Source organism: Mucilaginibacter sp. KACC 22063, assembly GCF_028736115.1.
Lineage (GTDB): Bacteria > Bacteroidota > Bacteroidia > Sphingobacteriales > Sphingobacteriaceae > Mucilaginibacter.
The window spans coordinates 2,174,877-2,188,199 of the sequence record NZ_CP117877.1 but is presented as its reverse complement, the minus strand read 5'-3'; the positions used below and the strand labels follow the sequence as shown (position 1 = coordinate 2,188,199).

At 42.6% G+C, this 13,323-nt stretch carries 8 protein-coding genes; 2 read left to right on the top strand and 6 right to left on the bottom strand.

What is annotated here, in order from left to right:
- Positions 1-43 precede the first annotated feature (43 nt).
- Positions 44-934 (bottom strand): inositol oxygenase family protein, encoded by an 891-nt coding sequence (locus tag PQ461_RS09560; protein ID WP_274303681.1) that lies wholly within the window; start codon positions 932-934, stop codon positions 44-46.
- A 207-nt stretch (positions 935-1,141) separates the two neighbouring features.
- Between PQ461_RS09560 and PQ461_RS09555 the strand changes: the two genes are divergently transcribed.
- Positions 1,142-2,167, top strand: coding sequence for a LacI family DNA-binding transcriptional regulator (locus tag PQ461_RS09555; protein WP_274303679.1), 1,026 nt, complete (start codon positions 1,142-1,144; stop codon positions 2,165-2,167).
- A gap of 8 nt (positions 2,168-2,175) precedes the next feature.
- On the opposite strand, the gene PQ461_RS09550 is transcribed toward PQ461_RS09555, so the two are convergent.
- Together PQ461_RS09550 and PQ461_RS09545 are read right to left on the bottom strand one after the other, a co-directional pair.
- A complete protein-coding gene (locus tag PQ461_RS09550) occupies positions 2,176-4,446 on the bottom strand; it encodes a GH92 family glycosyl hydrolase (protein WP_274303678.1) in 2,271 nt (756 codons plus the stop codon).
- A 74-nt stretch (positions 4,447-4,520) separates the two neighbouring features.
- Positions 4,521-6,065: a glycoside hydrolase family 28 protein gene (locus PQ461_RS09545; protein WP_274303676.1), complete on the bottom strand. Its 1,545-nt coding sequence runs from the start codon at positions 6,063-6,065 to the stop codon at positions 4,521-4,523.
- Between the two features lie 401 nt (positions 6,066-6,466).
- On the opposite strand from PQ461_RS09545, the gene PQ461_RS09540 reads away from it, so the two are divergent.
- Positions 6,467-7,333: a PfkB family carbohydrate kinase gene (locus tag PQ461_RS09540; protein ID WP_274303674.1), complete on the top strand. Its 867-nt coding sequence runs from the start codon at positions 6,467-6,469 to the stop codon at positions 7,331-7,333.
- A gap of 264 nt (positions 7,334-7,597) precedes the next feature.
- Here PQ461_RS09540 and PQ461_RS09535 read toward each other — a convergent pair whose 3' ends face one another.
- The 3 genes from PQ461_RS09535 to PQ461_RS09525 are packed head-to-tail and all read right to left on the bottom strand — an operon-like array spanning position 7,598 to position 13,249.
- On the bottom strand, positions 7,598-9,547 hold the full coding sequence (locus PQ461_RS09535) for a glycoside hydrolase family 97 protein (protein ID WP_274303673.1): 1,950 nt from the start codon (positions 9,545-9,547) through the stop codon (positions 7,598-7,600).
- 29 nt (positions 9,548-9,576) lie between these two features.
- Positions 9,577-11,649: a glycoside hydrolase family 43 protein gene (locus PQ461_RS09530; protein ID WP_274303672.1), complete on the bottom strand. Its 2,073-nt coding sequence runs from the start codon at positions 11,647-11,649 to the stop codon at positions 9,577-9,579.
- 7 nt (positions 11,650-11,656) lie between these two features.
- A complete protein-coding gene (locus tag PQ461_RS09525; RefSeq protein ID WP_274303671.1) occupies positions 11,657-13,249 on the bottom strand; it encodes a glycoside hydrolase family 43 protein in 1,593 nt (530 codons plus the stop codon).
- Positions 13,250-13,323 lie beyond the last annotated feature (74 nt).

Sequence of the window (13,323 nt, the reverse complement as noted above, 5' to 3'; positions counted from 1 at the left end):
ATTGGGTGTAAATTTTAGTTCATATATATTAGGTTAATGGTTTTTAAAACTTAAGGGTTGCAGGCAGGTATTTCGCAACCAGATCTTCATAATACGGCTTTAGTTCTTCCCAGCTTTTTTGATTTGGATTTTTTGAATACAAATCATATGGATTGAACAGATTAACCCATTTGAACATCTCCTGATCATGATCATTCATTAAATGATTGTACGCATGCTCGCGATGTTGCGAATAGAAGGAATGATAGCGAAGCATGTATAAGCCTGGCTCCGGAATGTAGTTTTTCATCATATGGTAAACATACTCATCATGCCCCCATGACATATGTACATTATCCAGCCCGCAATTCGGCTTGTAGACACCGTATTTAGTATTGTATCGTTCGTCATTAAAATCAGGATTCTCCTTAAAAAACTCCGAGTATACGATTTTATCAGAGAATGCGCAACCCACGGGGAAAGTATCCCCTACTACAGCCCACTGCGGTTCGCCGAAAAGGCACAACACTTTTCCCATGTCGTGGATCAATCCTACCAGTACCATCCAGTCGGGATGGCCGTCGTTACGTATGGCTTCAGATGTTTGCAAAAGATGCTGCATCTGGTCCAGGTCCGTATCCGGGTCAGAATCGTCAACTAACTGATTAAGAAAATCAAATGCGTCCCAGATCGGCATTTCCCTGCGATCAAATTTCAGGAAATCAGCTTTGTGTTCAACCACAAAATCATAGGTTTGATACAGGTGATTGAGACGATAAAATTCCCGGACACCGTCTTTCTCTGTCTCCTGATAGTTTCTGAACTCCTCAGCTTTTTTGTCCTCATTAATTTGTGCGGGATCCGGATATCTTTTTAAGATATCTTGCTCCCATTCATCAAGATTTGCAAGCGGTGATGTACTAACACCATCTGCAATTTTGTTTATAGACTCCATTTCTCGGTTATTGTATCTAACAAACTTTCTGTTTCGAAGAAATTGGTTAGATTAGTAATTGGCTTTCGATTTTAAAAATGATTAATTTATCTGTGAGATTTTCTTTTTAGACCGGGAAAATTTACGTAATCGATTAAGTTAAATGTAAAGCCGACATTTTAACCTATATTTTCCGCTCATTTTATAATTGCTGTAACTGTATTAAGTATGGGAAACGTTACCATCAAGTTCTTAGCCGAAAAACTAAACGTATCTACCGCTACTATTTCAAAAGCACTTTGCGACAGTCACGAGATCAGTGAGTTGACCAAGCAAAAGGTTTTAGAATTGGCAAAAGAATTAAACTACATCCCTAACGCTTATGCCAGCAGTTTACGGCGAAACCGGAGCCAGACTATCGCTGTGCTTATCCCTGAAGTTGCTGATAGTTTTTTTTCGCTCGCGCTGAACGGCATAGAAGAAGTGGCGCTTAAAAATGGCTACCACACCCTCATATACATGACCCACGAAAAACTAGAAAGAGAAAAAGCTATATTGAAGGAACTATCCGGCGGGCGGGTTGATGGGGTGATCATGTCTGTAACTGCAGAAACTGATTCTTTCGAGCATATCCATAATTTCAACAGGCAGTTACCGGTGGTGTTTTTTGATCGTGTATGCCCGGATCTGAATACGGCAAAAATCACGACTAACGATTTTGAATGCGGTTATCTGGCTACCAAACATTTAATTGAGGCCGGATGCCGGAAAATTGTATTGCTTGCCGTATCAAACAGCCTTTCTATTATGTCTGAACGTATCATGGGATTTAACAAGGCAATCAAAGATTTTAACCTGGATGAAAATGATTGCCGTATTGTATACTGTGGCGACGATGCTGTATATAATTATCAATTGATAAAAGATTTAATGCAGGAGACCAATCGCCCGGATGGCATACTGGCAACCGTTGAAAAGCTGACCACCGAAATCTACCTGGCTTGTAATCACCTGTCAATTAATATTCCACGACAAGTGAAGGTGGTCTGCTTTTCAAACCAGGCTTCGGCAGTAATTTTGAACCCCAGCCTGACTACCATTACCCAACCTGCTTTTGAAATGGGAAAAACGGCCGCAACGGTGCTTTTAAAATCGTTAAAAAATGACGGACTGGTACTGGCCGAAGAAAGCATGGTAATACCTTCTGCGTTGAATATCAGAAGTTCAACATCTGTTGCAATACAAATCTATTAAAAAGATGCCTATTGCGTAATAGAGGCGGGTTGATCTTTCGCCTTTACGCCCCAGCTTTTATTGGGTTGATCGCTTAAATAAACATCCATTACGCCGCCTTTAGTAATCACTCCATGCTCGATGTAGTTTGCGGTGTAAACTTTGCCGTTAATTTTGATAGAAGCAATATAAACAGACCGAGGCGACTGCCTGTGCGTAACCACGCGGAACTGTTTGCCAGACGGCAGCTTAATCTGATAGCCGTCAAAAATAGGTGAACTTAACAAATACTGACTTGTAGCCGGGTTAAGCGGATAAAAACCCAACGATGCTAAAACATACCACGCCGACATTTGCCCGGCGTCATCATTCCCACTAAGGCCACCCGGACCATCACTGTATTCGTCTTCCAGTATTTGTTGTACCCTTGCCTGTGTTTTCCATGGCGAGCCCGTGTAATTATACATATAAGGGATCTGTTGCCCCGGCTCATTTCCGTGCCAGTATTCACCACTATCAAACAGCTTATCCATGTGTTTTTCCAGCATCTTCGCCCCTCCCATTCTCTGCGCCAGGCCTTTCACATCCTGCGGTACATAGAAAGTGTATTGCTGTGGGGTGCCTTCTGTAATGTAAGGTTCTTTGCTTGTTGGTTTAAAGGGCTGGTACCAGTGCTTATCCTGGTATCGGCCGCGGGCCATACCTACCGACGGATCAAAAACGTTCTGATAGTTTAAACTCCTTTTTAGCAGCAGCTGGTAATCCTTTGTTTTATGGAGGCCCTTAGCTACCTGTGCCAATGCAAAATCGTCGAATGCGTATTCTAACGTTCGGCTAACCTGTTCCTTTTTATGAAATGCCTCGGGTACCGAATCTTCCATGGGTATATAGCCAAATTTCAGGTAAGAATCCAACGCACGGCGACCTTTTCCATCTTTATAGTCTTGCCCTGCAGATTGTTCAAAAGCATTTTTGTGCATCAGCCGGTAAGCTTCGTTAACGTCATAATCTCTTATCCCTCTCACATAAGCCGATGCTATGAAAGCCGTTCCGTGATCGCCGATCATGGCTGCGGTGTAGCTATTCCAGCAAGGAAAAATGGGTAACCATCCCCCCTGTTGCCCCTTCAGGATCATGGATCGTACGCAATCATTGATCAGTTGGGGGTTCAATATCTCGAAGATTGGCAACTGCCCCCGGTAGATGTCCCACATGGAAAAATCATCGTAGTAGTTCCCTTTACTTAAATGTTCTATCTGGTAATTCCCGGCGAAACGAGGGTAAGTACCTGCAACATCATTAAACAAGCGCGGATGCTGCATAGCATGGTATAAAGCCGTATAAAATATCTTTTTTTGTTTTACATCGCTTGTTTTGACCATGATCTGGCCAAGCGCACTCTCCCAACGCTGTTGATTCCTGGTCTTTAGGGCTTCAAAATCCCAGCCTGGTATTTCGGCTTTTAAATTAGCCAGCGCAGCATTCAAGCTGGTAAAGGATGTACCTACACGAATGCGCAATTGCTCACCAGTTTTTAAATACAATCCCACATATCCTCCAACTTCACCATAATGTACGGTGTCTGTTTTTAATATCTTGCCATCGCGATATACTACACCCTTTTTAAAGCCTCTCTGAACTTCGATTACAAAATAACCGCTGAACCCCGCCGGGTTTCCCCAGCCCTGGTAGATGCGGTGCGCAGGATTGTAACCCCAGATCAAGCCTTTTTGCTGATCAACTTTAATAAAGCTCTCTCCCCTGTCGCTATTAGGTGTTATCAGCAGATACAAACTATCTGCTTTATTAGCCGTAAACTGAAACATGGCACAACGCAGTGTAGCTGTCACCTCCGTTTTTACCTGATATTTACGTAATAACAAACTGTAGTAATAAGGCGTACAAACCTCGTCCTGATGCGAATAATGCGTACGATACTCGGCAACCTTAATTTTTAAGTGGCCGCTTACAGGCATAATGGTAAAGCTGCCATAATCCTGTGTACAGGATCCGCTGAGCCAATGGGTGCCCCTGAAGCCCGTTAATACCGTATCCTGATAAACATAAGGCGGCTGGCATTTGGTTTCTGATTGCCGGGTTTCGGGCGTCCACTGCGTCATGGCAAATGGCAGCGTTACCGCCGGGATGGTGTTGGCATTCAGTTCTGTGCCGACGCCGTGCTTAACCGCTGATTTTGTTGTGGACGGCGCAGTACCACACATGGGCTGTACATACGAAACTAAACCCTGCCCATGTATAGCCGCTGAATTGATAAATACGACCGTTAGTGTTAACAGCACCTTCGCTGATAACTTTTTATGAGAACAGCGAAGGTAAAGAGCAGTCAGGATATTGAATAGCATTAAAGTATTCTTTAGCGATAGAATATGTAGTTAATTCGCTTGATGGATACCTTTTTATCTCCCGGTAATTGAAGTGCTTTGAACGACTCGTTCTTCACATCTTTCAATACCATTACAGGGGTAGTCTTCGCTTTCTTAATGGTAAAATCTTCGAGGTTCAAACCTTTCACATCATCAAAAACACACGCTGCGCGCAGATCAGGTTTCTGGTAATCAAAAGTGGTAGACTTAAACGTTAGATTTTCAGCATGCCTTACATACAACGCCCATGCAGGCAGCTCGCCAAACATAGAAAACTCCGGGTAATCAGCAGGTTTCTCTGGAATAGTGTGCAATGAATCAAGGCTGATAGTCGGTATTTTTTTATCATATCCACCTTCATAAGTCACCTTTATATTTTCTATGGTCACGTCAGATACAGGGTGACCAGGTAAACCAGCTATCACACAAGGAAACACATGGTGTTCGCCCGGTACGGGCGGGCCTTCCATCGGGTAACCCTTATCCGGTTTACCAGCCGGCACCTGCACATTCACATTGCTGATAAATACTTTTTTGATGTAGCTGCTAACGCTATCCTGGTTGCGGTGACCGGTACGGATAAATATGGCGTTACCGGTATTTCTGGCATTGATGTTTTTAAGGGTGATATCCTCCATAAAGCCGCCATCTACAGCTTCTATCGCTATTGCAGAACGGTAGGTATCGTATATTTCGATATTCTCCAGCTTTACGTGTTTAAACCCGCCATGCGATGCCGTGCCAAATTTGATAGCGCTGGCGCTTGAACGCACTTTACAATTGGCCACGTAAATGTTATCGCAGTAATGTTGCCTGTTTTCAGATTTAAAACAGATACCATCGTCATCAGCGTTAAAAAAGCTGTTGGTTACCCTAACGTTACGGCAGTCTACGATATCAATACCATCGTTATTCCAGTAGGTATTGCTTTCTACCTTCATACTGTCTACCACCAGGTTTTCGCAGTTACGGTAATCCTGTACCCAATCCAGCGCATTTTTCATGAATACATGCTTAATTTTAATGTTACTGCAATTCCTGAAAAGGACAAGTTTTGGGCGGTTCCTTTCCTCTGGTTGTTTTTGCCGCCACGGATTATACTTTTGCCAGGTAGCATCCTGCAAGGTACCGGCTTTTAATAATCGAAGCAGATCTTCCAGAATCAGGTCGCCCTGGCCATCTATGGTTCCCGGGCCGGTAATTGAAATATCATGCTGACCGTCTGCCGCAATTAATGGCAGCGCATTTCCAGAACTATAATCTAATCGTTTATCACTTCCCAGCAGTACTGCTTTTTCGCTTACAAATAAGTTTACGCCAGATTTGAGGTTAATTGGTGCAGTTAAAAATCTCCCGGCAGGAATAACCACTGTGCCTCCGCCTTTTGAACTGGTTTCGTCAATAGCTTTTTGAATTGCTTGCGCATTATTGGTTTTACCATCGCTTTTTGCGCCATAATCAACAATACTCACTTTGGTTTGCGCATTTACGGCAAAAGGCAGCAACAACATCAGGGAGATGTTAAAAAATTTCATAGTCGGTATATTTCAGGTTTACTAATTTTTTGCATCCGGGCTTAGTACGGAGGCAAATCAGTTTGTAAAATTGGAATTTTTTCCGGGATATGCCGTTTCTTCTGTAAATCAATTTACGAAACCGATTAAGCAAAAACTTATGAAGCCCTTGGGGAATGAATCAAGAAGCCCGTATCTACCTGTTTTATAGCTACTCAAGTACGCTGTTTTATCTTTCTTATCAATTTTTATCTCACAAACGTTACAGTAAGCTTTCAACTGATAAAGTGTATTTTATTATTTGGTAAGAAGCAAAATGTACAACGTTCTCTTTTTGTAAATCAACTTCTTCCTGATCGTCAATGAAAAACTTAATAAACAAATGTATATTTGTTGTTTTTTATTTAACATCTCCCCCTTTTATGTTCGATATATGCTGTATTGGCCACATTACGTTAGACAAAGTGGTAACTCCTTCGGGAACTAAACATATGCCTGGCGGTACTGCCTACTACTTTGCCAACGCCCTGCAGCATATCGATGTTAATTTTGGCCTGGTTACGGCAGTTGGCGAGACCGAGCTGCCTGAGATCGATCAACTGAAAAAACAAGGTACCCAGGTAATTAGTTTCCCCAGTGATCATTCGGTGTATTTTGAGAACACCTATAGCTATAACGAGGATCACCGAACCCAACGTGTATTGCAAAAAGCAGCGCCTTTCAAACTGGAAGACCTGAAAGACTTAGATGCTAAGATATTTCATCTGGGAGCGTTGCTGGCTGATGATATTCCTGCCGATGTGATCGCGTATTTAGCAGGTAAAGGAAAAGTTTCGATAGATGCGCAAGGGTATTTGCGCGAGGTACGCGATCAGCAAGTGCATGCTACCGACTGGCCGCAGAAGATAGAGGCGCTGAAACATGTATCGATACTCAAGGTAAACGAACATGAATTGGAAGCCCTTACCGGTATGACAGATATTGAGGAAGGCTCCAAACAGCTGGCAGAGTGGGGAGTTGACGAAGTGGTGGCTACATTAGGCAGCAAAGGTTCAGTGATTTACGCTGAAGGCCGCTCTTACGTGATACCCGCCTATAAGCCCGCTGTAATCAATGATGCCACTGGCTGCGGTGACACATACATGGCTGGCTATCTTTACCAGCGGATAAAAGGTGCCGACGTGGAAACGGCCGGCAATTTTGCAGCGGCCATTTCAGGAATCAAGGTGGGTGGCTTCGGCCCGTTCAAGGGTACTGAAGAGGACGTTATCCGCTTTATACAACTTTAAGTTGCCTTTATTTTCTGATCTTATATTTTGAAAGGTTTAAAAATAGGTTACCGCATTAAGATGCGGTAACCTGAAGATCGAAGTTCCCGCCGCACATCTTCATCCAGGCGTCATTTCGTTGTAGTTTACTGAAATGCAGCTTGCCGAACTCATTGCTCCCAACGTCTATATAAAACCATAAAAGTTTTTTGGACGGCCAAACAATTAAGTAAGCCTTTAATGATAATCACCTCGATACAATATTGTAAACCGTAATAAAACAACTTATTCTATAACGGCAACAAAGCCTCCACGCGGCAGACAATCTACCTTAATATCTTGATCTTTAAAAACTTGCACAGCGGCTGTTTTGAATGATTTATCATTGTCACCATCTTTTATAACGCTCATTTTTGCATGCTTTTGTTTTACAAAATCCAGCTTAAACTGTAACGTCTTAGCATTATTTTGCCCATTTAAACCACCGATGTACCATTTGCTACCCTGTCTTCTTGCTATTACGACATGGTCTCCCGGATAACCGCTTAGAAGCCTGGTTTCATCCCAGGCAACCGGAACCGTTTTAAGAAAGTTGCGTGGGGCATCTGGCAAATTATAAAAAGCCTCTGGACGGTCAGCAAAGTTTTGCAAACCCGATTCAAATACAACAGACAATGCCAGTTCGTGCCCATAAGAAGTAATATGCGGATGCTGACTATTTGAAAACGTAACAGGTGTATAATCCATTGAGCCGACAACGTTACGGGTAAATGGTAACGTTGTATTATGAACTGCGGCTTTGTTGGTCATTACAGAGTTATTGTTATACCACTCGGCACCATACACCGCTTCAACTGTCATTAAATTAGGATATGTTCTGGCCCAACCACGCGGAATAGTAGCACCATGGAAATCAACCATCAAATGGTATTGAGCAGCATCTTTCAAAATATCCAGGTAAAGTTTCATCATATCTTGCTGATCGCCTGCAAAAAAGTCAACCTTGATGCCATATACGCCTATTTTATTAAGCCATTGAAACTCTTTTATCCTTTTTTCTTCTGTGCGCAACCTATCAAACGGTGTAGCATCAGACCAATCAGTGGTTCCGGAATTGTACCAAAGCATAGGCTTTATGCCTTTTGATTTTGCGTACTTAACGGCATCCTCAACATTGCCGCCGTTACTCATAACATCCCATTCCCAGTCTATCAATACATAAGGCCAGCCCATGTTTTTTGCCAGATCTACATATTCAATAACTTTCTTGTAATCTTTTGAGCCATGATTGTTAGCCCAATAAATCCAGGAAACAGCTCCCGGCTCAATCCAATCTGTATTACTTAATTTATTAGGCTCACTAACATCAGTAATTAAGGTAGACTGTACGATGGTAGCCAGCGAACCTACAATCAGCGTGTGCCATTGTGAAGACCACGGAAGTGACGATAAGTCACCTTGTTGCTGGAAATTTTTGCGAGGTTCGGGATAGGTAACCTTGTAAGTATTAAAGTCATTGTTATTAGTAAGCCTGGCGGCGCAATTAAATTCGCTGTTATTGGCTTCTGATATTAAGTACCAAACAGGTTGATTAACAACCTTGAAAAGAGCAGGGTAAGCCCATTGCTGGCTCTTGTCTCCTTTACCAGTTGTGCTGTATGGATAGAAACCCTCATATCCCGGATCATAAGTCTGCATCCACCTGTCAGTTTTTTCAGGAATATGATAGGCCGTGTATTCGTCCCTAACGTTAATTGGTTGTTCAGACCATTTTGGCATCTGATACCTGAATGCAATGCCATCATTATAAACACGAAATACAATATTGAGTTGCTTACCATTTGCATTAACAAAACTGAGTGTACTTTCATTAGCCGCATTACTACACAACCGGCGTTTGCCGGTAATCATTTTATAATTAGCCGATATAGCTTTGATTACTCCGGCACCTTTTAAGTTAATGTTCTTGAATTGTTCTTTATCCGTTGAAATACCTAACTCGTTATCAGAAATAACCGGTGTATATTTCCCTTGAGATTTATAGTAGATGCTGAAATGAGCCGATGCTACAGAATCATTTCCCTTCTTGTAATGATCTTCGATAATTACTTTGATATTTCCGTTGGGTGAAGTAAGCTTATAGGGTTGTTTGTCTTGTGCAGATACGCTTATGTGAAAAAGCATACTTAGTGTGCATAGCGAAATAATGAATTTTGATTTTATCAATACTTTCATAATCAGGTATGTTAATTAAAGTTTTCGATTTAGTTGATTTGCTGCCAGCTAAAAACGGTGCCGTCTTTCATGCCTGGTAATGTACCCGGCCAGTCAGCCGAATACAATTCTCCGGTTCGAGGATCAAGCCCTACATAGCGGTTAGTTTTCATTGATAAAAGCATACATCGCCCTCTTAGCATATCTTGCCAAATGAACAGACTTGCAGCCGATTCTTCTTTCAAAAGGCGTACATCTGCCGATAAGCCCTGGCCGGTAATGGTAACAAAGCCGGTTCCATTGATAGCCTGTAACGCCACTTTACCGTTTCCACGATCAAGTACCTTAAAGGCATAAGCCGAATCATTTTTGAAAGATCCAGATACCTGCCCGGGACATAACACACCGTGCGGATTGGCCCATACCATTGTGTTGTTAGCCAGATTAGCGAGTGTAATAATTTTACCAATCGGAATATTTTTTGACCGGTCGGCTAATGGCTCTTTTATTACAAAATGACTAAAGCTGGCATAGCCGCCTTCTTTACTTTTAGTATTGTAAGCAAACAGCGCATACCTTGTGCCCTGAAAAGTTTTTAACTGGTAAGGCAGGCGTATACTATCGCCAACACTTTCAAATGTCTTGCCGTCTGTGCTGAAACTGAGTTGGGCAATATCCTCATCAAAATTCCCAAAAGCACGCAGATAAATTTGCGGTGCATTAAGCGGCTTATCAATTGTTTGATGTTTGTATTGATCAAACATCCTTAAAATATAGTGACTGCCTTTTCGCAATATGCCTACCCATGCATAAGGGATGTCCATTAATCCCAAACCTGCGATATCACCGTCATGCATGTTTTTGCCGTTCAGTTCTACAGTGGCGTAAGATTCCGGGCCGATACATCTTTGCGTAAGCGTATTTTTTGCCCATAAAAAATCTTTTGCAGGCATGGTGTGTAATTTAAGTACACCTGCCCCAGATTGCCATTCATTGTTAACCGGGTTGTGGTTCCATTGCCATGCAGAGGCCAGCTTAGCTGAAGTAAAGTCGTCATTACGCTGATATGGCGCATGTGGCAGTTCACCTGAGTCAACTTTAGGTTTAAACCACGTATGTGGCGAGCGCCCAAGATTACCTTCAATGCCAAAAAACGGCCAGCCATCTTTCCAGGTCACTGGCGACAAAAAGGTAGTTCGTCCCACAGAACGAAAGTCCATCATAGAAAAGCCCCACCAATCGCCATTTGGAAGATCAACGATACCTCCCTGGTGCATAGGTACAGAGCCCAACAACTGACTGTTTTGTTTAAAGATCATAAGGCTATCAGTTGACGAAGGCAAGGGCGTAACTAACGAAGCATTCTTTGTAAACCAGCCAAGCGTAGTCCCCATCGTTTCCTTAGCGCTTATTACTGTAGTTTCGTAAGGGCCGTATATACTTGATGACCGCGCGCACTGTAAGCGGCCGTTATCTGCATTGGTGATGTAATACTTGCCGTTGATCTTGTAAAAATGATTTCCCTCTCCCATAGCGTTACCTCTTGGAATAAGTACTCTGTCGGTATTCGGAACAAAGCCGCTCAGATCGGATTTTAATTCGATCATCTTTATCTCGTCTACTCCGTAAACGATGTAGATCTTACCATTCTCAAACAGGGCAGACAGATCATAAATATGGCGGCCCAGATTGTGCTGCGTCCATGGTCCCGCTGGATTTGTAGCCGTAAAAACCTGTAAACCATGATGGTTGATGTTTGAAAAAATATAAAAAGTGCCGTTATGATAACGTATACAAGGTGCCCATATACCCTGTCCATAGGCTTCCTTCCCGTTTTTAAGATCGAATTCATCACCGAGTTTGAAACGTTGAAGTGCGTAACCGATCAATTTCCAGTTCACTAAATCTTTAGAATGTAATATGGGCAAACCTGGTACACTGTGCATAGTGGTGCCTGTCAGGTAAAAATCATTACCTACGCGGATCATATCCGGATCAGAAAACTCATCGTAAAAAAGTGGATTGGTATAAGTACCGTTGCCATTATCTGCCGTCCATGATTGCGCATGCAGGGTGCAAATACTTAAAAGACACCCAATGATAAATGCATAAAGTCTTTTCATAACTATTTCAATATTTATAGTGCAGGTAGTCGACGTCTAAATATCCACTATCAGTTTTTGGGTTGTAATTATAAATTGCCAGCCTGTCGCCTCGGTATGATCCCCATTGTAATTGGTAAGGCTCTCCTATGGGCTTAAATATTTTGCCATCTGTGCTGTAAGTGTAAGTACTTAGTCCATCTAATCCCCAAACAGACCGCAGCCATAAATACTTCGTCTTTATTACAGCGCCTTCTATAGATTGCCCTTTAGCTGTATAAACCAATCTTTTGATACTGCCCTCGCATTCTATGCCACAGGTTGAATAATTAGGGTTACCAAAGTGAGATAATCCGGCTTTCTGGCCATCGGCCATTCCACTTATATCGATTTTTATAGTGGCCTCATTTTTCACCGTACGGTATGATCGTTGTGTTAAAGTGTTTCCGGCATGAAGCAGGTCATCCTTTAAAGGCTTAAACGCGTAAAGACGCAACCAGCCTTTGCGTGCTGTTAATGACCATTTATTTTTTCGCGGTTGATAATTCCACTCCCATTGAGGCTGAAGTGTTAGGCTTGTAAATTCGTCACTGCTTTGCGGTACTACCTTTGGCGTATTGGCAACAGGTTTTGCAGCAGACCAAACCATTTCACCGATACCAGCCGTATTTGGTTTACCTATCACTGGCCATCCATCTATCCAGGTTACGGGCAGCAAACTCAGTATCCGGCCAGACCAATCTCCTGACCCGTGATGAGTTAGGAAATACCATCTGCCCGAAGCGGTTTGAACCAAGCCACCCTGATTCGGCTCATTGTATTGCGGCTGCCCTTCGCTCAATTGCCTTGGCTCTTCATACGGCCCCGAGATATTTTCTGAACGCTCCATCATTAGCACGCGCACATTGTTTCGTACTTCACTGAAAAGATGATAATAATAGCCATTGATCTTATATAACTTATTAGCTTCACTACCATTTGATTGATAAATAACCCTGTCAGATTCTTTGACTAAAGATTTACCATCTGCCGTCATTTTGAATATGTGAATTTTATAGCTATCGGCAAAATGCGTCCCTATCAGGTACCCTTGCCCATCATCATCCCAGAAAGGGCAGCAATCGTCCCATCCTTTTTCTGCCCATACCCGGTGCAATGGTGTCCAGGGGCCTTCGGGCTTTTCAGCGGTACTCATAAAATAACCTTCATCAGGATCACAGAAATAGATCCAAAAACGATGGTCATGGTAGCGAATAGCGCCTGCCCATATACCCTTGCCATAACGATCCATTTGCTTATAACTCATGGCCGGAGATATAACAGAAATATCATTTACAACGTGGCCCAAAATCACCCAGTTCACCATGTCTTTAGATTGGAGGACAACAAAGCCCGGCGAATACTGAAAGGTGGATGAAACTGCATAATAATGAGCACCCACCCTTATACAGTCAACATCGCTGTAATCTCCAGGCAAAACCGGATTGCGGTAAGTGCCATTGCCCTGATCACCCCAGTTTTTCCAATCACCCCATACTGGCGCAGGCTGAGCAGTTTGACTATGTGCATTTAAATAGAATAAAGCACATATGAATATGATGAACGCAGATTTTCGGAGCATTTACTTCAAAGGTTTTGTGCAAATTTTACTAATAGTTAATATGCATTTAGCAATTAATTTTAACAAAAGAGACG

Bases quoted from the DNA above. Each gene is read 5' to 3' on its own strand.
- PQ461_RS09540 (WP_274303674.1), top strand. From the start codon at position 6,467: ATGTTCGATATATGCTGTATTGGCCACATTACGTTAGACAAAGTGGTA.
- PQ461_RS09560 (WP_274303681.1), bottom strand. From the start codon at position 934: ATGGAGTCTATAAACAAAATTGCAGATGGTGTTAGTACATCACCGCTT.
- PQ461_RS09555 (WP_274303679.1), top strand. From the start codon at position 1,142: ATGGGAAACGTTACCATCAAGTTCTTAGCCGAAAAACTAAACGTATCT.
- PQ461_RS09525 (WP_274303671.1), bottom strand. From the start codon at position 13,249: ATGCTCCGAAAATCTGCGTTCATCATATTCATATGTGCTTTATTCTAT.
- PQ461_RS09530 (WP_274303672.1), bottom strand. From the start codon at position 11,649: ATGAAAAGACTTTATGCATTTATCATTGGGTGTCTTTTAAGTATTTGC.
- PQ461_RS09535 (WP_274303673.1), bottom strand. From the start codon at position 9,547: ATGAAAGTATTGATAAAATCAAAATTCATTATTTCGCTATGCACACTA.
- PQ461_RS09545 (WP_274303676.1), bottom strand. From the start codon at position 6,065: ATGAAATTTTTTAACATCTCCCTGATGTTGTTGCTGCCTTTTGCCGTA.